1 protein-coding gene (only partly in view) is annotated in these 20,980 nt (G+C 71.2%); it reads right to left on the bottom strand.

Translation table 11 applies throughout. The features are described 5' to 3' along the window. On the bottom strand, positions 1-20,980 hold the 3' portion of the coding sequence (locus tag JRI60_RS24645) for a non-ribosomal peptide synthase/polyketide synthase (RefSeq protein WP_204228333.1). Its footprint extends 7,049 nt past the window's final position; only the last 20,980 of its 28,029 coding nucleotides appear in the window; the start codon falls outside the window, past its right edge — the gene reads right to left on this strand; the stop codon is at positions 1-3.

The following is a 20,980-nucleotide window of genomic DNA, read 5'->3' on the forward strand; positions in this document are numbered from 1 at the left end:
TCAATCCTCGGACTCGTCGGAGTCGTCTCTCGTGCCGGCGGAGCGCCGGGCCCGGCCACGACCCTGCGCCCTCTGCTGCCGCCGGCTCTCGCCACGCTGCTGGCTCTGCTCCACCCGATCCGGCCCCGACTGCTGGCTCGTGAGGTGCTCGGCCAACGAGCCGATCGTCGGGTACTGGAAGAGATCCGTCAGGGCCACCTGCAGGCCCAGCTCGGTGCGCAGCCGGCCCTGGAGCTGGACGATGGTGAGGGAGTTGCCGCCGAGCTCGAAGAAGCGCTCATCGCGGCCCACCCGCTCCACACCCAGCAGCTCCCGCCACATCTTCGCCAGCGAGCGTTCCAGCTCCGTGGTCGGCTCGACGAACGCGACCTGGGGCATCTCGGGAGCGGGAAGGGCCTTGCGGTCCACCTTGCCGTTGGGAGACAGGGGGAAGGACTCCATGACGACGATGGCCGAGGGCACCATGTGCTCGGGCAGCCCCTGCCGCAGTGACTGTTGCAGCAGGGCCGCGTCCAGCACCTGGTCGGGCTTGGGCAGGACGTAGCCCACCAGGCGGGACTGGCCGGGCCTGTCCTGGCGCACCACCACCACGGCCTCGCGCACGGACTCGAGCTGCAGCAGCGCCGTCTCGATTTCACCCAGCTCGATGCGGAAGCCGCGCACCTTCACCTGGGAGTCCATGCGGCCCAGGAAGTCCAGGCGGCCGTCGGGCAGACGGCGCACGCGGTCGCCGGTGCGGTACATGCGGGCACCGGGCTCGGAGCTGAAGGGGTCGGGGATGAAGCGCTCGGCGGTGAGCTCGGGGCGGGCCAGGTAGCCGCGGGCCACGCCAGCACCGCCGATGTAGAGCTCGCCCACGGCGCCCACGGGCGTCAGGCGCAGGTCTTCGCCCAACACGTGCAGGGTGGTGTTGGAGATGGGCCGGCCGATGAGGACGTTGCCGACGGAGGGGTCGTCCGGAGCCACCTCGTGGATGCAGCAGCCCACCACCGTCTCGGTGGGGCCGTACTCGTTGATGAGGCGGGTGTTGGGAGCGTACTGGCGCCAGAAGGCGATGCTCTCGGCACTCAGGGCCTCGCCGCCGATGACGAAGGAGCGGGTGCGGCCAGCGGCCTCGTGAGGCTGGAGCTGCTGGGCCAGCATGGAGAGGTGAGTGGGGGTGAGCTTGACGAGGCTGAAGTCAGCCCCGGAGCGCAGCGTGTGCACCAGGCCTTCGAGTTTCTCGTCTTCGGGCACCAGCACTACGGGCCTGCCGGCGGCCAGGGGAGCCAGGAGGCTGGTGACGGTGAGGTCGAAGGAGACGGAGGAGTGGACGGGGGAGCCGGTGCCACCTTCCACGGCGTAGGCCTGGAGGGCCCACGTCAGGTAGTTGAGGACGCCGCGGTGCTCGACGAGCACGCCCTTGGGCCGGCCGGTGGAGCCGGAGGTGTAGATGACGTAGGCCAGGTGGTCGGCCAGGACGCCGGAGTCGACACGCCCCGAAGGCAAACGGGAGAGGGCATCGGCCTGGGTGTCGAGGCAGACGGTGGCGGCGGAGTGAGAGAGACGGCCGGCCAGGGAGGAGTGAGTGACGAGGGCCTTGGCGCGGCTGTCCTCGAGCATGAAGGACAGACGCTGGGCGGGGTAGGCGGGGTCGAGAGGGACGTAGGCGGCGCCGGCCTTGAGGATGCCGAGCAGGCCGACGACCAGGTCGGCGTTGCGCTCGAGGAAGAGGCCGACGAGGGAGTCTGGGCCGACACCCAGCGAGCGCAGGTGGAAGGCGAGCTGGTTGGAACGGCGCTCGAGCTCAGCGAAGGAGAGGCGCACGTCCTGGGAGACGACGGCGAGGGCCTCGGGGTTGCGAGAGGCCTGGGCCTCCAGCAGGTGGTGGACGCACAGCTCGCGGGGGAAGTCGGCGCGAGTGTCGTTCCACTGCACCAGGAGCTGGTGGCGCTCGGAGTCGGTGAGCAGGGGCAGCTCGCCCAGGCGCTGGGCGGTGCCAGCGGCCAGGCCTTCGAGCGCGGTGCGCCAGTGCGCCAGTAGCCGAGCGATGCCGTCGGCGTCGAAGCGCTCGGCATCCCACGTCAGCCGCAGCTCGAAGGCGTCGCCAGGAGTGGCGCAGGCGGTGAGCGGATAGCTCGTCTGCTCCAGCGTGCGGGCCTCACGTACCTCGAGGCGACCGGCGCTCTGCTGGATGGAGGAGTCGATGGGGTAGTTCTCGAAGACGAGCAGGCTCTCGAAGAGAGGAATGCCGCGAGGCACCTCGCTCCAGGACTGCACCTGGACGAGGGGGCTGTGCTCGTGCTGGCGCAGCTCGAGCTGCCAGGACTGGAGTTGGCGCAGCCAGGGGAGCAGCTCGGCCTGGGGCGACAGGTGCGCGCGCACCGGCAGGGTGTTGATGAAGAGGCCCACCATGGACTCGATGCCGGAGAGGGCCGGCGGACGGCCGGAGACGGTGGTGCCGAAGACCACATCCTGCTCGCCGCTGTAGCGCCACAGGACGAGTGCCCATGCTGCCTGTGCCAGGGTGTTGAGGGTGAGCTGGTGCTGGCGAGCGAAGGCCTGCAGCGCCGCGGTGGCGGAGGTGGAGAGATGGATCGTCCTCTCCCCCACGCGAGTGACGGTGGAGCCGACATGGGCGCCCGCCACTTGAGCCGGCAGGGTGGTGGGCGTGGAGAAGCCCGTCAGGGTGCGGCGCCAGAAGGGCTCGATGGCGGCCACGTCCTGACGCTGCAACCAGGCGATGTAATCACGCCACGAGGGCGCGGGCTCCAGTTGGGCCGGACGGCCCTGGAGCGTGGCCTCGTAGAGGGCGAAGAGTTCCTTGAGGAGCACCGCGACGCTCCAGCCATCCAGCAGCAGGTGGTGGTGGCTCCAGAGGATGCGCAGGGAGGAGTCGGAGGTGCGGATGAGCACCAGCCGCATGAGCGGTGCGCGAGTGAGATCGAAGCCGCGGGCACGGTCCTCGCTCAGCAGGGTCTGGAAGCCGGACTGCTGCTGCTCGGCGGACAGGTGGCGCCAGTCGAGCTCCTGCCAGGGAGCGGTCGCCTGGGTGCGGACCACCTGGAGGGGCTGGGGCAGGCCTTCCCAGAGGAAGGAGGTGCGCAGCACGGCGTGGCGCTGGATGAGCTGCTCCCAGGCGCGATGCAGGGCCGCGAGGTCCAGCGGAGAGTGGATGGACCAGGTGAGCTGCTCGACGTAGACGCCGGAGGCCGGAGCGAGCAGGGCATGGAAGAGCATGCCTTGCTGCACGTGGGAGAGCGGGTAGAGGTCCTCGAGGTCCGAGCCCGTCTGGAGCAGGCGCTCGAGAGCGGAGTCCTCGATACGGGCCAGGGGGAAGTCGGCGGCGATGGGGCGCGAGGCCTCGGAGGCATGACGAGCGGCGATGAGGGCTCGCAGGGCCTCGAGTGACGAGAGGGCGAGCCGCTCGATGGTGGAGCGCTCGTGGAGGTTGTCACTGTAGGTCCACTGGAACTCGAGGCGGCCACCGAGCACCATGCCGCTGACCTCCAGCAGGTGGTTGCGGGGGGACTCGGCGCTCTGGGAGGCGCCCGTGGGCTCGGAGGCCGGGGCGAACGCGGTGCGCTGGGCCGCCACGGCGTCGAACTGGCCGAGGTAGTTGAAGACCACCGGAGCCTGGGGCTGCTCGCGCAACCGCCGCGAGGCCTCGTCCTCGCGCAGGTAGCGCAGCAGGCCGTAGCCGATGCCGCGCTGGGGCACCTGACGCAGGGTGCGGCGCACCGAGCGCACGGCCTCGGCGGGAGACGCGGAGGCGGGCACCTCCAGCATCACCGGATAGAGAGTGGTGAACCAGCCCACCGTGCGCGACAGGTCCACGTTCTCGAAGAGGTCCTCGCGGCCATGGCCCTCGAGGTCCACCAGCAGGCGGGACTGACCGCTCCACGGAGCCAGGGTCTGCTGGAGGGCGGTGAGCAGCACGTCGTTGATGTGGGCCCGGTAGGCGACGGGCACATCCTGGAGCAGCAGCCGGGTCTCCTCGGGGTCGAGCGACACGGTGACAGTGCGAGCCGAGGCCACGGTGTTGGAGCCCGAGGCCTTGTCGGTGGGCAGCGGCGCCACGCCCTGGCGTGTCTCGGCGAGCCAGTAGGGCAGCTCGGTGGAGAGGGACTCGGAGCGGGCGTACTCCACCACGCGCTCGGCCCAGGCCTTGAACGAGGTGGACTTGGACGGGAGGCTCACGGACTGGCCGAGGCGCAGCTGCTGCCAGGCGGTCTCGAGGTCCTCCAGGAGCACGCGCCAGGAGACGCCGTCGACCACCAGGTGGTGGGCCACGAGCAGCAGGCGCGCCGGGCGCTGGGGCCCGAGGTGGATGAGAGCGGCGCGCAGCAGCGGAGGCGTGCCCAGGTCCAGGCTGGCCTGGATGCGGGTGGCCTCAGCGTCGATGGCCGCGGACAGCTCGGAGTCAGGCGTGGCGGACAGGTCCACCTGGATGAGCGAGGGGGTGGGCCCCGGAGGCAGGTTCTCCTGCGTCCAAGCGCCGGACTCGCCGCGCACGAAGCGCATGCGCAGCGCGTCGTGGTGCTCCACGACGTGGCGCAGCGCCTGCTCCAGCAGCGAGGGCTCCATCGCCACCCGCACCTCCAGCAGCACGGCCTGGTTGTAGTGGTGCGGCGCGAGGGGCTGCTGCTCCAGCATGCGGCGCTGGATGGCGGTGAGGGGCACGGTGCCGGAGACGGGGCCCTGCTCGGCGAGCACGCCCTGGCCCTCGGTGACGGCCGTGGCCAGCTCGGCCAGGGTGGGGTGCTCGAAGAGCTGCTTGGGCGTGAGGTGCAGCCCTACCTGCCGCGCCCGCGCGACGATCTGCAGGCTGAGGATGGAGTCGCCGCCGAGGGCGAAGAAGTCGTCATGCAGGCCGACGCGCTCCACGCGCAGCACCTGCTGCCAGAGGGAGGCCAGACGCTGCTCCACGGGAGTGCGAGGAGCGACGTAGACGCCCTCGTCGGCGGAGCGCTCCGGGGCGGGCAGGGCCCGCTTGTCCACCTTGCCGTTGACGGTGAGGGGCAGTGCCTCCAGCGGCATGAGGACGGCGGGGACCATGTACGCCGGCAGCCGCTCGGAGAGGAAGCCGCGCAGCTCGGCCACCTCCACCGTGTGGCCCTCGTGGGCCACGACGTAGGCCACCAGACGCTCGGGGCCACTGTCGGCCTCGCGGCGCACCACGGCCACGGCCTGACGCACCGAGGGGTGCTGGCCCAGTACGGACTCCAGCTCGCCCAGCTCGATGCGGAAGCCGCGCAACTTCACCTGGCCGTCGGCGCGGCCCAGGTACTCCAGCTGCCCGTCGGGCATCCAGCGCACCACGTCGCCGGTGCGGTAGAGGCGGGCACCCGGTACGCCGCTGAAGGAGTCGGGGATGAAGCGCTCGGCGGTGAGGGCCGGACGCTCCAGGTAGCCGCGGGAGACACCGGAGCCACCGACGAACAGCTCACCGGGGGCACCCAGGGGCACCGGTTGCAGGCGCGTGTCCAACACGTAGGCCTGCATGTTGGCCAGAGGTCCGCCGAGCGTGGGACGCCCGTGAGCCGCACGGATGGCCTTGGCCGTGACGTCCACCGTGCACTCGGTGGGGCCGTACACGTTGAAGACATTCAGGCGGGGATGCGTGGAGAGCGTGTCCCAGAGGGCGGAGTCCACGGCCTCGCCGCCCACCAGCACGCGCACCGGGCTCGTGTCACCCAGGCCCTCGTCCACCAGCAGCCGCAGGAGGGAAGGCGTGCAGTCGAGCACGTCCACCTGCTGCTGGCGCACGTAGCGCACCATCTCCGTCACGTCTTCGCGAGCCGACTCGGGCACCACGCACAGGGCGTGGCCGTCGGCCAGCTGGATGAGTTGCTTGACGGAGGCGTCGAAGGACACCGGGGCGTTGACGCTCACCCGCAGGGGCGTGTGCACACCGGCGTAGACGGTGCGACGCAGGGCGCCCAGCAGGTTCATCACCGAGGCGTGCTGCACCATGACGCCCTTGGGCAGACCGGTGGAGCCCGAGGTGTAGATGACGTAGGCGAGGTTGCCCGGGACGGTGAGGTGAGGCGGGTTGGACTCCTCGGCCGGCGAGGAGGGCGCGGCGAGGAGCTCGTCGACGAAGAGTGCGGGGACGGAGGAGCCGAGCCGGTCCGCGAACGACTGACGCGTGAGGACCCAGCGGGAGCGGCTGTCCTCGAGCATGTAGGCCAGTCGCTGGGTGGGGTAGGCGGGATCGAGCGGGACGTAGGCGCCGCCAGCCTTGAGGATGGCGAGCACGCCGACGACCATGTCCAGGGAGCGGCCGAGGCACAGGCCGACGCGCACCTCCGGGCCGACGCCGCGCGAGCGCAGCGCATGGGCCAGGCGGTTGGCGCGGCGGTTGAGCTCGGAGAAGGAGAGCTGGCCGTCGCTGGCGAGTACCGCGAGGGCGTCGGGCGTGAGGGCGGCCTGGGCCTCGATGCGCTCGTGCAGGCAGTGCTCGCGCGGGAGGTCGACCTGGGTGGCGTTCCACTCCACCAGCAGCCGGTGGCGCTCCTCGCCCGAGAGCAGGGCGAGGCTGCCCAGGTTGCGGGTGGTGCTGGCGGCGAGTCCCTCGAAGGCCGCGCGGAAGTGGCCGAGCACCTGTGCGGCCAGAGCCTCGTCGTAGCGCTCGACGTCATACGCCAGGCGCAGCACCAGCCCCGCCGAGGCGGCCGGCATCACCGCCATGGAGAGCGCGTAGTTGGTCTGCTCGAACATGTGCGCCTCGCGCACGTCGAGCTGGCTGGCTCCCTGTTGGACGGAGGTGTCCACCGGGTAGTTGTCGAAGACGAGCAGGCTCTCGAAGAGAGGAATGCCACGAGGCACTTCGCTCCAGGACTGCACCTGGGCCAGGGGGCTGTGCTCGTGCTGACGCAGCTCGAGCTGCCATTGCTGGAGCCGCTGCAGCCAGGGCACCACGGCGGCCTCGGGCTTCACCTCCACGCGCACGGGCAGGGTGTTGATGAAGAGGCCCACCATGGTCTCGATACCGGAGAGCGCCGGCGGACGGCCGGAGACGGTGGTGCCGAAGACGACATCCTGCTCGCCGCTGTAGCGCGAGAGGACGAGTGCCCAGGCGGCCTGTGCCAGGGTGTTGAGGGTGAGCTGGTGCTGGCGAGCGAAGGCCTGCAGCGCCGTGGTGGCGGACGCGGAGAGCTGAATCGTCTTCTCTCCCACGCGCGAGACGGTGGCGCCCACGCGCGTCCCGGCCACCTGCGCGGGCAGGGGCGTGGGAGCGGAGAAGCCCGTCAGGGTGCGGCGCCAGAAGGGCTCGATGGCGGCCACGTCCTGACGCTGCAACCAGGCGATGTAGTCGCGCCAGGCGGGAGCCGGCTCCAGGCGGGCCGGGTGGCCCTGGAGCGTGGCCTCGTAGAAGCCGAAGAGCTCCTTGAGGAGCACCGCGACGCTCCAGCCATCCAGCAGCAGGTGGTGGTGGGTCCAGACGATGCGGAAGGAGGCGTCGGAGGTACGGATGAGCACCAGCCGCGTGAGCGGAGCCTGGGTGAAGTCGAAGCCGCGGGAGCGGTCCTCACTCAGCAGGGACTCGAAGCGGGTCTGCTGCTGCTCGGCGGGCAGGTGACGCCAGTCCAGCTCCTGCCAGGGGGTGGCCACGCGCGAGCGGACCACCTGGAGCGGCCGGGCTAGGCCTTCCCAGAGGAAGGAGGTGCGCAGCACGGCGTGGCGCTGGATGAGCTGCTCCCACGCGCGGCGCAGGGCACCCAGGTCCAGCGGAGAGTGGATGGACCAGGTGAGCTGCTCGACGTAGACGCCCGAGGACGGAGCGAGCAGGGCATGGAAGAGCATGCCTTGCTGCACGTGGGAGAGCGGATAGAGATCCTCGAGGTCCGAGTCCGTCTGAAGCAGGCGCTCGAGAGCGGAGTCCTCGAGGCGGGCCAGGGGGAAGTCGGCGGCGATGGGGCGCGAGGCCTCGGGGACGTTACGAGCGGCGATGAGGGCGCGCAGGGCCTCCAGGTGACGGCGGGCGAGCGTCTCCACGGTGGAGCGCTCGTGGAGGTTGTCGCTGTAGAGCCACTGGAACTCGAGGCGGCCCCCGAGCACCATGCTCTCCACTTCCAACTGGTGGGGCCGGTGGCTGCGCGGGTCGCGTGCGGGGCCGGTGGACTCCGAGGCGGGAGCGAAGGCGGAGTCCGCCGGAGCCACCGCGTCGAACTGGCCGAGGTAGTTGAAGGCCACCGGGGCCTGGGGCCGCGTGCGCAGCTTTCGCGAGGTCTCATCCCCGCGCAGGTAGCGCAGCAGGCCGTAGCCGATGCCGCGCTGGGGCACCTGACGCAGGGTGCGGCGCACCGAGCGCACGGCCTCGGCGGGCGAGGCGGAAGCGGGCACCTCCAACATCACCGGGTAGAGCGAGGTGAACCAGCCCACCGTGCGCGACAGGTCCACGCCGTCGAAGAGATCCTCGCGGCCGTGGCCTTCCAGGTCCACCAGCAGGCGCGGCTGGCCCGTCCACGGCGCGAGCGCCTGGACGAGCGTGGCCAGCAGCACGTCATTGATGTGCGCGCGGTAGCTCGCGGGGACCTGCTGCAGGAGCAGCCGGGTCTCCTCGGCGTCGAGCGACACGGTGACGGTGCGCGCCGAGCCGGAGGTGTTCTCCCCCGTGGCCTTGTCCTGAGGCAGGACGGTGGCCCGCATGGGCTGGTCCAGCCACCAGGAGGACTCCTGGGCGAAGGACTCGGAGCGGGCGTACTCGACCAGACGCTCGGCCCAGGCCTTGAACGAGGTGGACTTGGGAGGCAGGCCCACCGGCTGGCCACGGCGCAACTGGGCGTAGGTGGTCGCGAGGTCTTCCAGCAGCACGCGCCAGGAGACGCCGTCCACCACCAGGTGGTGCACCACGACCAGCAGGCGTGCCGGACGCTGGGCGCCGAGGTCGAAGAGGGCGGCGCGCAGCAGGGGCGGCGTGCTCAGGTCGAGGCGGGTCTGGACTCGGGTGGCCTCGGCCTCCAGGGCCGCGGGCAGCTCGGCGTCGGAGGTGGAGGAGAGATCCACGCGCACGAGCGAGGCCGTGGGGCCGAGTGGCAGATTCTCTTGTAGCCACGCGCCGGACTCGCCACGCACGAGGCTCATGCGCAGCGCGTCGTGGTGGTCCACGACCAGTTGGAGCGCCTTCTCGAGCAGGGCGGCATCCACGGCCTCGCGGGCCTGGAGCATCACGGCCTGATTGAAGTGACCGGGACGCGGCAGCTCCAGCTCCGTCATCCAGTGCTGGATGGGAGTGAGGGGCACGGGACCGGAGACGGGGCCCTGCTCGGCGATCACGCCCTGACCCTCGGAGATGGCGGAAGCCAGCTCGGCCAGGGTGGGGTGCTCGAAGAGCTGCTTGGGCGTGATGTGCAGGCCGGCCTGTCGAGCGCGCGCGACGATCTGCAGGCTGAGGATGGAGTCTCCGCCCAGGGCGAAGAAGTCATCGTGCAGGCCCACGCGCTCCACGCGCAGCACCTGCTGCCAGAGGGCGGCGAGCCGCTGCTCCACGGGCGAGCGAGGCGCGACGTAGGTGTCCTCGTTGACCGTGTGCTCCGGAGCGGGGAGGGCCTTGCGGTCCACCTTGCCGTTGGGAGACAGGGGGAAGGACTCCATGACGACGATGGCCGAGGGCACCATGTGCTCGGGCAGCCCCTGCCGCAGCGCCGAGCGCAGCGAGGTGGCCTCCAGCGTCTGGCCCGGCTTGGGCAGGACGTAGCCCACCAGGCGGGACTGGCCGGGCCTGTCCTGGCGCACCACCACCACGGCCTCGCGCACGGACTCGAGCTGCAGCAGCGCCGTCTCGATTTCACCCAGCTCGATGCGGAAGCCGCGCACCTTCACCTGGGAGTCCATGCGGCCCAGGAAGTCCAGGCGGCCGTCGGGCAGACGGCGCACGCGGTCGCCGGTGCGGTACATGCGGGCACCGGGCTCGGAGCTGAAGGGGTCGGGGATGAAGCGCTCGGCGGTGAGCTCGGGGCGGGCCAGGTAGCCGCGGGCCACGCCAGCACCGCCGATGTAGAGCTCGCCCACGGCGCCCACGGGCGTCAGGCGCAGGTCTTCGCCCAACACGTGCAGGGTGGTGTTGGAGATGGGCCGGCCGATGAGGACGTTGCCGACGGAGGGGTCGTCCGGAGCCACCTCGTGGATGCAGCAGCCCACCACCGTCTCGGTGGGGCCGTACTCGTTGATGAGGCGGGTGTTGGGAGCGTACTGGCGCCAGAAGGCGATGCTCTCGGCACTCAGGGCCTCGCCGCCGATGACGAAGGAGCGGGTGCGGCCAGCGGCCTCGTGAGGCTGGAGCTGCTGGGCCAGCATGGAGAGGTGAGTGGGGGTGAGCTTGACGAGGCTGAAGTCAGCCCCGGAGCGCAGCGTGTGCACCAGGCCTTCGAGTTTCTCGTCTTCGGGCACCAGCACTACGGGCCTGCCGGCGGCCAGGGGAGCCAGGAGGCTGGTGACGGTGAGGTCGAAGGAGACGGAGGAGTGGACGGGGGAGCCGGTGCCACCTTCCACGGCGTAGGCCTGGAGGGCCCACGTCAGGTAGTTGAGGACGCCGCGGTGCTCGACGAGCACGCCCTTGGGCCGGCCGGTGGAGCCGGAGGTGTAGATGACGTAGGCCAGGTGGTCGGCCAGGACGCCGGAGTCGACACGCCCCGAAGGCAAACGGGAGAGGGCATCGGCCTGGGTGTCGAGGCAGACGGTGGCGGCGGAGTGAGAGAGACGGCCGGCCAGGGAGGAGTGAGTGACGAGGGCCTTGGCGCGGCTGTCCTCGAGCATGAAGGACAGACGCTGGGCGGGGTAGGCGGGGTCGAGAGGGACGTAGGCGGCGCCGGCCTTGAGGATGCCGAGCAGGCCGACGACCAGGTCGGCGTTGCGCTCGAGGAAGAGGCCGACGAGGGAGTCTGGGCCGACACCCAGCGAGCGCAGGTGGAAGGCGAGCTGGTTGGAGCGGCGCTCCAACTCGCCAAACGACAGACGCACGTCCTGGGAGACGACGGCGAGGGCCTCGGGGTTGCGAGAGGCCTGGGCCTCCAGCAGGTGGTGGACGCACAGCTCGCGGGGGAAGTCGGCGCGAGTGTCATTCCACTGCACCAGGAGCTGGTGACGCTCGGAGTCGGTGAGCAGGGGCAGCTCGCCCAGGCGCTGAGCGGTGCCAGAAGCCAGACCCTCCAGGGCGGTACGCCAGTGCCCCAGCAGCCGCGCGATGCCATCCGTGTCGAAGCGCTCGGTGTCGAAGGTGAGCCGCAGGCGCAGCCCGTCACCGGGTAGCAGGGTGGCGGTGAGCGGGTAGTTCGTCTGCTCGAGCATGCGCACGTCGCGCACTTCGAGCCGGTTGGATCCCTGCTGGACGGAGGAGTCGATCGGGTAGTTCTCGAAGACGATCAGACTCTCGAAGAGGGGCGAGCCGCGGGACACCTCGCTCCAGGACTGCACCTGGACGAGGGGGCTGTGCTCGTGCTGGCGCAGCTCGAGCTGCCAGGCCTGGAGTCGCTGCAACCAGGGCACCACGGCGGCGTCGGGACGCACCTGCACGCGCACCGGCAGCGAGTTGATGAAGAGGCCCACCATGGACTCGATGCCGGGGAGGGCCGGCGGACGGCCGGAGACGGTGGTGCCGAAGACGACGTCCTGCTCGCCGCTGTAGCGCCACAGGACGAGCGCCCAGGCGGCCTGGGACAGCGTGCTGAGGGTGAGCTGATGCTGGCGGGCGAAGGCCTGCAGCGCCGCGGTGGTGGAGGCGGACAGCGACAGCTCGCTCTCGCGCACCTGGTGCACGGCCGCGCCGATGCGCTTGGGCGCGAGGTCGGCCGGGAGCGGCGTGGGCGTGGAGAATCCCGCCAGGGTGCTACGCCAGAAGGACTCCGAGCTCGACGCGTCCTGGCGCCGCAGCCAGGCGATGTACTCGCTGTAGGCGGGGCTGGGCTCCAGGTGCGGCGGCTGGCCGACGCGGGTGGCCTCGTAGAGCGAGAACAGCTCCTTGAGGAGGATGGCCACGGCCCAGCCATCCAGCAGCAGGTGGTGGAAGGTCCAGAGGAACCGGCAGGCGTTCTCCCCGAGCTGGATGCAGGTGAGCCGCATGAGCGGCGCGCGGGTGAGCTCGAAGCCGCGGGTGCGATCCTCGCGCAGCAGCGCCTCGAGCTGGGCTTCCTGCTGCTCGGCCGTCAGGTGGCGCCAGTCCAGCTCCTGCCAGGGCAGCTCCACGCGCGGGCGGACCAGTTGCAGGGGCTGCGGCAGGCCCTCCCAGAAGAAGGCGGTGCGGAGGATGGGGTGGCGCTGCACGGCCTGCTCCCAGGCGCGGCGCATGGCGCCCAGGTCCAGCGGCGAGTGGATGGACCAGGTGAGCTGTTCCACGTAGACGCCCGAGCTGGGGGCGAGCACCGCGTGGAAGAGCAGACCCTGCTGCAGCGGGGACAGCGGGTAGAGGTCCTCGATGGCCGGCTCGAGCCGCATCAAGGATTCGAGGGTGTCCTCATCGATGCGCGCCAGGGGGAAGTCGGCGGCGATGGGGCGCGAGGCCTCGGGCGCGGAGCGGCCGGCGATGAGGGCGCGCAGCACGTCGCGCGTGGTGGTGGCGAGCCGCTCGATGGTGGCGTGCTCGTGGAGGTTGTCGCTGTAGGTCCACTTCAGCTCCAGGCGGCCCTCGAGCACGAGCCCGTCGATCTCCAGGACATAGGAGCGCGGACCCTGCTCGCTCTGGGTGGCGCCAGGGGACTCGCGGGCCGGGCCGAAGGGAGCGCTCTCGGAGGCCACGGCGTCGAACTGGCCGAAGTAGTTGAAGCGGACGGGAGCCTGGGGCAGGGCGCGCAGGCTCCGCGAGGTCTCATCCCCGCGCAGGTAGCGCAGCAGGCCGTAGCCCACGCCGCGCTGGGGCACCTGGCGCAGCGTGCGGCGCACCGCGCGCACGGCCTCGGCGGCCGAGGCCTTCACAGGCGCCTCCAGCAGCACCGGGTAGAGCGCGGTGAACCAGCCCACCGTGCGCGACAGGTCCACGCCGTCGACGAGCTCCTCCTCGCGGCCATGGCCCTCGAGGTCCACCAGCACGCGGGACTGACCGCTCCACGGCGCCAGGGTCTGTTGCAGGGCCGCCAGCAGCACGTCGTTGATGTGAGCGCGGTAGGCCGCGGGCACCTGCTGCAGGAGCAGCCGGGTCTCCTCGGCGTCGAGCGACACGGAGACGGTCCGCGCCGAGGCCACGGTGTTGGGACCCGAGGCCTTGTCGGTGGGCAGCGGAGCCAGGCCCTGGCGGCTCTCCGCGAGCCAGTAGGGCCGCTCGGCGGAGAGGGCCTCGGAGCGGGAGTACTCGACCAGGCGCTCGGCCCAGGCCTTGAACGAGGTGGACTTGGGAGGCAGGCCCACCGGCTGGCCACGGCGCAACTGGGTGTAGGCGGTGTCCAGGTCCTCCAGGAGCACGCGCCAGGAGACGCCATCCATCACCAGGTGGTGGACGGCGAGCAGCAGCCGTGCCGGGCGCTGGGCGCCGAGGTCGAAGAGAGCAGCGCGCAGAAGGGGCGGCGTGCCCAGGTCGATGCTGGCCTGGACGCGGGTGGCCTCGGCCTCCAGGGCCGCGGGCAGCTCAGCGTCGGAGGTGGAGGAGAGGTCCACGCGCACGAGCGACACGGTGGGGCCGAGTGCCAGGTTCTCCTGCAGCCACGCGCCGGACTCGCCGCGCACGAAGCTCATGCGCAGCGCGTCGTGATGGTCCACCACGTGCTGGAGGGCCTTCTCGAGCATGGAGGCATCCACGGCCTCGCGGGCCTGGAGCAGCACGGCCTGGTTGAAGTGACCGGGACGCGGCAGCTCCAGCTCCATCAGCCAGTGCTGGATGGGCGTGAGGGGCACGGGGCCAGAGACGGGGCCCTGCTCGGCGAGTACACCCTGGCTCTCTGAGACGGCGGAGGCCAGCTCGGCCAGCGTCTGGTGCTGGAAGAGGTGCTTGGGCGTGAGGTGCAGCCCCGCGCGGCGCGCCCTCGCGACGATCTGCAGGCTGAGGATGGAGTCGCCACCCAGGTCGAAGAACCCGTCGTGCAGGCCGACGCGCTCCACGCGCAGCACCTGCTGCCAGATGGCGGCGAGCCGCTGCTCCACGGACGTACGAGGCGCGACGTAGGTGTCCTGCTCGGCCGTGCGCTCCGGGGCGGGGAGGGCCTTGCGGTCCACCTTGCCGACGGGAGTGAGGGGCATGGCCTCGAGCACCAGGAGGGCCGAGGGCACCATGTACTCGGGGAGACGCTCGCGGACGAAGCGACGCACGTCCTCGGTATCGACGGTCTGGCCCGGCTTGGGGACGCCGTAGGCCACCAGGCGCTTGTGGCCCGGGGAGTCCTCGCGAGCCAGCACCACGGCCTGCTTGAGGGCGGGGTGCTGCACGAGCACGGATTCGATCTCACCCAGCTCGATGCGGAAGCCGCGCACCTTGACCTGATGGTCGATGCGGCCGAGGTACTCGATGTTGCCGTCGGCCAGCCAGCGCACCAGGTCGCCGGTGCGGTAGAGGCGAGCGCCGGGCTGGGAGGAGAAGGGGTCTGGGAGGAAGACCTCGGCGGTACGAGAGGGGTCGCGCAGGTAGCCGCGGCCGACGCCGAGACCGCCGATGCACAGCTCACCAGCAACGCCGACGGGGACGGGCTGCAACGAGGCGTCGAGGACGTAGACGCGCAGGTTGTCCAGGGGCTTGCCGATGGGAACGTTGACGGAAGAGGGAGGCTGACGAAGCACGCAGAGGGTGACGTCGTCGGAGCACTCGGTGGGGCCGTAGGCGTTGATCAGCGGGACGGAGGGGTAGGACTCCAGCCAGTGGCGGCACACCTCGGGCGGCAGGGCCTCTCCGGTGGGCACCATCCAGCGCAGGGAGGAGAGCGCCGGCCTCTGGGCACCGAGCGAGTCACCCTCTTCCAGCAGCACGCGGATGAGCGAGGGCACGAGCTGGACGATGGAGAGCTTCTCGTCCTGGATGGCGCGTAGCAGGCGGGCACCACTCTGCACCAGCTCGGTGGAGAGCACGTGCACGCGGCCGCCGACGAGGGCGGCGGTCACCATCTGCCAGATGGAGATGTCGAAGGACTGGGAGGCGGTCTGGGCCACCGTGTCGCGCTCGGTGATGCCCATGGCGCGGATGAAGGCCCAGGAGTGGTTGAGCATGCCCTTGTGCTCGAGCATGGCGCCCTTGGGCAGGCCGGTGGAGCCGGAGGTGAAGAGCACATAGGCCATGTGCTCGGGGCCGGTGCGGCGGGGCGGATTGGCGTCGGGGCCGGTGGAGGCGAGCACCTGCTCGAGCACGAGCACGCGGGGGCGCTGCTCGGCGGGGAGCTTGTCCAGTGCCGCGGCCAGGGCGGGCCGCATGGCCTCTGCGACCAGGACGTGGCCAGCGCGGCTCTGCTGGAGCACCTGGGCCATGCGCTGGGGAGGATGGTGCACGTCCAGGGGCATGTAGGCGCCACCGGACTTGAAGGTGCCGAAGAGGGCGGAGAGGAAGTCCAGGCCACGCTCGGCGAGCAGGGCCACCACACCCTCCAAGGCAACGCCCTCGGAGATGAGCCGATGGGCGACGCGGTTGGAGCGCTGGTTCAGCTCACGGTAGGTGAGGGACTGGCCCTCGCACGAGGCGGCGATGGCGTCTGGGCGGCGCTCGGCCTGGGCCTCGAAGAGCTCGTGGACGCAGGCGTGAAGGGGAGAGTCGGGCGTGAGGGTGGAGTTCCAATCCACCAGCAACTGCTGGCGCTCCTGGGCCGTGAGCAGCGGCAACGTGCCGAGCGTGTGCTCGGGGTGGGCGACGACGGCCTCCAGGAGGAGGCGGTAGTGCTCGGCCAGACGGGAGGCGGTGGAGGAGTCGAAGAGGTCGGTGTTGTACTCGAGCCAGCCGTTGAGCCCGTGCGCCTCTTCCATGAGGGAGAGGGTGAGGTCGAACTGGGAGGTGCGGCTGTCGACCTGCATCTGTTGCAGAACCAGCCCGGGCAGCGACACGGTGGGCAGGGGGTCCTGCTGCAGGACGAACATGACCTGGAAGAGGGGCGAGTGGCTGAGGCTGCGAGCCGGCTTGAGCTCCTCGACGAGCTTCTCGAAGGGGACGTCCTGGTGGGCGTAGGCGCCAAGGGCCACCTCGCGCACGCGGGCCAGCAGCTCGCGGAAGGAGAGCTGGGGCGAGAGCTGGGTGCGCATGACCAGGGTGTTGACGAAGAAGCCGATGAGGCCTTCGAGCTCCGGGCGATTGCGGCCGGCGATGGGGGTGCCGACGGTGAGGTCGAGCTGGCCGGAGTAGCGGCTGAGCAGCAGCTGGAAGGTGGCCAGCAGCACCATGAAGGGCGTGACGCCCTCGCGGCGGCAGAGCTCGTGGACCGCGCGGGTCAGCTCGGGAGACAGCGGCACGGCCTGCAGGGCGCCGCGGTAGGTCTGCTCGGGGGGACGGGGCCTGTCGGTGGGAAGCTCGAGCAGCTCCGGGGCGCCGGTGAGCTGCTGGCGCCAGTAGTCGAGCTGCGACTGGAGCACCTGGCCCTGGAGCCACTGGCGCTGCCAGGCGGCGAAGTCCGCGTACTGCACCGCCAGCTCCGGCAGGGGCGAGGGCTTGCCCTGGCGGAAGGACTCGTAGAGCGCGGCGATGTCACGCAGCAGCACGCCCAACGACCAGCCGTCGGAGACGGTGTGATGCATGGTGGGCAGCAGCACGTGCTCGGTGTCGCTCAGCCGGACCACCAGGCAGCGGAAGAGGGAGTCCCGCTCCAGGTCGAAGATGCGGCGGGATTCCTCGGTGGCCAGCCGCAGCACCTGCTGCTCGCGTTGCTCGGCGGGCAGGTGGCTCAGGTCCACGTGGCTCAGGGTGGCCAGGGGGCGGTCCGCGGCCAGCACCGGCTGGGGAGCGCCCTGCTCATCGGTGCGGAAGGTGATGCGCAGCACCTCGTGCCGGCGCTGGAGCGCCTCCATGGCACTCTCGAGGGACCGCATGTCCAGCTGTCCCGACAGCCGCAGGGCGGCGGGGACGTTGTAGAAGGGGTTGTCGGGCTCGAGCTGGTGGAGGAACCACAGGCGCTCCTGTCCGAAGGAGAGCGGGAGCACCTCGCCCTTGCGCGGCAGCGGGATGAGCGGAGAGGACTTCGGGCTGGACTCACCGCGGACGGCCTCCACGCGGGCGGCCAGCTTGGCCACGGTGGCGGCCTCGAACATGGTGCGCAGGGGCAGTTCCACCTGCAGGGCCCCGCGCAGGCGCGCGAGCACCTGGGTGGCCATGAGGGAGTGTCCGCCCAGCTCGAAGAAGTCGTCGTGGATGCCCACGCGCTCGACACCCAGCAGGCCGCTCCACAGTTGCGCGAGCAGCTCCTCCACGGGCGTGCGAGGCGCGACGTAGGCCACCTCCAGCTTGGGGCGGGCCGCGTCGGGCTCGGGCAGGGCCTTCCTGTCCACCTTGCCGTTGGGGGTGAGGGGCAGGGCGGGCAGCACCATGAAGGCCGAGGGCACCATGTACTCGGGCAGCCGCTGCTGCACGAGGGCGCGCAGCTCGGCCACCTCCACCTGCTGCTCGGGCCTGGCGACGACGTAGGCCACCAGCCGCTTGTCGCCGGAGCCGTCCTCGCGAGCCACCACCACACCGGCCTGCACCGAGGGGTGCTGGCCGAGCGCCGCTTCGATTTCCCCCAGCTCGATGCGGAAGCCGCGCACCTTCACCTGGTGATCCATGCGGCCGAGGAACTCGACGGTGCCATCGGCGCGCCAGCGGGCCAGGTCGCCGGTGCGGTACATGCGGGCGCCAGGCTCGGGCCAGAAGGGGTCGGGGATGAAGCGCTCGGCGCTCAGCTCGGGGCGCTCGAGGTAGCCGCGCACCACGCCGGTGCCGCCGATGAAGAGCTCGCCGGCGACGCCCACGGGCTGGGGCTGCAGCCAGGAGTCGAGGACGTAGAGGGCGGTGTTGGCGATGGGCGTGCCGATGGGCACCGGACCGGGCTGGGGGCCCACCTTATGGGTGGAGGACCAGATGGTGGTCTCGGTGGGGCCGTACATGTTCATCAGCCCGTCGGGCACGGCCTGACGCAGCTGCGAGGCGAGGGCCTCGGGCAGGGCCTCACCGCCCACCATGAGCCGCTGGAGGGTGGAGAGGGCCTCCAGGCCCTGGGGGTCGAGCGCGAGGGCGCGAGCGAAGGACGGCGTGCACTGCAGGTGGGTGATGGACTGCTGGCGCAGCTGAGCGGGGACGCTCAGGGAGGTGCCGGAGGAGTGGCGGGAGCGGGCGTAATCGTGCTCGCTGCGCTGGCGGACGGCGTCGAGGAAAGGGAGGCTGTCCAGGACGGTGTCGGTGGCGATGCCGAAGTCGATGAGGCAGCCCACCTCGTCGACGCCCACCTGGCGCAGGTGCTCCACCTTCTCGCGCACGGCGCGAGGAGAGCCGAACAGGCCGCTGGTCTCGAAGTAGCGCTCGAAGGCGCGGGCCGAGAGCATGTCGAGGTCGGCGGCGCTCAGGGCGGAGACATCGAGGCCGAGGCTCTGGCCCAGGCCGCGCATGAGGTCGGCGGAGCTGCGCAGGTAGTTGCGGAAGGGGACCTCGACGATGCCGCGCACACGGCTCTCATCCTCGTGGATGAAGGTGTGGAGCATGAGGGTGACATGACCCTCGCCGGGGTGGCCGGCCTGGCGCCACGCCTCTCGATAGAGGGCGATCTTGCGCTCGAGCTCGGGCATGGTCTGGCCGAGCAGGTGGGTGAGGAGGAAGGCGCCTGCGCGGCCGGCGGCCTTGAAGGTCTCGGGGTTGCCGGCGGCGGTGAGCCAGACGGGTAGCTCGGGCTGGATGGGAGGAGGGCGCAGGCGAACCTGGACGGGCTGGCCCTGGCCACCGGGGAAGGTGAGGGTCTCTCCGCGCCAGAGGCGGCGGACGGAGTCCATGCCCTCCATGAGCAGCTCGCGGCGGCGCTCGAAGCGCTCGGGGGCGAAGACGAAGTCGTCGGCGTGCCAGCCGGAGGCGAAGGAGAGGCCGACGCGGCCGCGGGAGATGTTGTCGACGAGGGCCCACTCCTCGGCGACGCGGACGGGGTGGTGGAGGGGAAGGACGACGCTGCCGGCGCGCAGCTGGACGCGCTGGGTGATGGCGGCGATGGCGGCGCTGACGACGGAGGGGTTGGGGTAGAGGCCGCCGAAGGCGTGGAAGTGGCGCTCGGGAGTCCAGACGGCCTGGAAGCCGTGGGTGTCGGCGAAGCGGGCACCCTCCATGAGCAGGCGGTAGCGGTCGCCCTGCTGCTCGGAGTCGTCGGCGAAGTAGAAGAGGCTGAAGGCCAGGGGCCGCGAGCGCCCGCTGCCGCTGGAGGCCGTGGAAGCGCTGGCGGTGGTGGACCCGGTGGAAGCGGAGAGGGCGGCGGAGACGGACTCACGCTCGCCGCGCAGCACCACGCGGAAGCCACGGCAGAGCGTCCACATCAACTCCAGGACGGAGATGTCGAAGGAGATGCTGGTGACGGCGAGCCAGGAGCCGGGCGCGGTGCCCAGGCGCTCGTCCATGCCGGTGAAGAAGTTGGCGACGGTGCGGTGAGGCACCATGACGCCCTTGGGCCGGCCCGTGGAGCCGGAGGTGTAGATGGTGTAGGCGACGTTGTCCGGGTGGGCGCCGCTGGGAGGAGGAGCCTCGGCGTGGGCGGCGGAGGGCGTGAGCTCCTCGATGAAGACGGAGCGGACACCCTGGGAGGGCACACTGCCGGTCAGGTGGCGCTGGGTGAGGAGCACGCGGGCGCGCGAGTCCTCGAGCATGTAGGCCAGACGGTCGTGGGGATAGGACGGGTCGAGGGGGACGTAGGCGCCGCCAGCCTGGAGCACGCCGAGCAGGGCCACGACCATGTCGACGGAGCGCTCGGCGCAGACGCCTACGCGCGAATCAGGGCCAACGCCCAGCGAGCGCAAGTGCCAGGCGAGCTGGCGCGAGCGAGCGGCGAGCTCGCGGTAGGTGAGGGACTCATTCTCGAAGGAGAGGGCGACGGCGTCCGGGGTGCGCTGGACCTGGGCCTCGAAGAGCTCGTGGACGCAAGCCTGCGCGTAGTCGCGGCGGGTGTCGTTCCACTCGACGAGGAGCTGGCGGCGCTCCTCGGGGGTGAGCAGGGGGAGGGCGAAGGCGTGCTGCTCGGGGTGGACGGTGGCGGCCTGGAGCAGGGTGCGGTAGTGGCCCGCGAGGCGCGCGATGGTGGAGGCGTCGAAGAGGTCGGTGTTGTACTCGAGCCAACCGGACAGGCCGCGCTCGTCCTCGACCAGGGACAGGGTGAGGTCGAACTGGGAGCCCTGGGTATCGGCCTCCAGGGAGCGCAGGGAGAGCCCCGGCAGGGACACGCTGGGGAGCGGATCCTGCCGGAGGATGAACATGACCTGGAAGAGGGGCGAGTAGCTGAGGCTGCGGGTGGGCTGCAGCTCCTCGACGAGCTTCTCGAAGGGGACGTCCTGGTGGGCGTAGGCGCCGAGGGAGACCTGGCGCACCTGGGCCAGCAGCTCGCGGAAGGAGATCTGGGGCGAGAGCTGGGTGCGGATGACGAGGTTGTTGAGGAAGAAGCCGATGAGGCCATCGACCTCGGGGCGGGTGCGGCCGGCGATGGGAGTGCCGATGCACAGGTCGAGCTGCCCGGAGTGGCGGGCGAGCAGGAGCTGGAAGGAAGCCAGCAGCACCATGAAGGGCGTGACGCCCTCGGCGCGAGCCAGCGAGTGGACGGCGCGGGCGAGCTCCGGCCCGAGCACGAGGGAGTGCTGGGCGCCGCGGTAGGTCTGCTCGGGGGGACGAGGCCTGTCGGTGGGCAGCTCGAGCAGGGCGGGGGCGCCGGAGAGCTGCTGGCGCCAGTAGTCGAGCTGGGACTGGAGGGCCTCACCCTGGAGCCACTGGCGCTGCCAGGCGGCGAAGTCCGCGTACTGGACCGGCAGCTCGGGAAGGGGCGAGGGCTTGCCCTGGGCGTAGGCCGCGTAGAGGGAGGCCACCTCGCGCACGAGCACGCCCAGCGACCAACCGTCGGAGACGGTGTGGTGCATGGTGAAGAGGAGCACGTGCTCGGAGTCGGACAGGCGCAGCAGGCTG

This window comes from Archangium violaceum (genome assembly GCF_016887565.1).
GTDB lineage: Bacteria > Myxococcota > Myxococcia > Myxococcales > Myxococcaceae > Archangium > Archangium violaceum_B.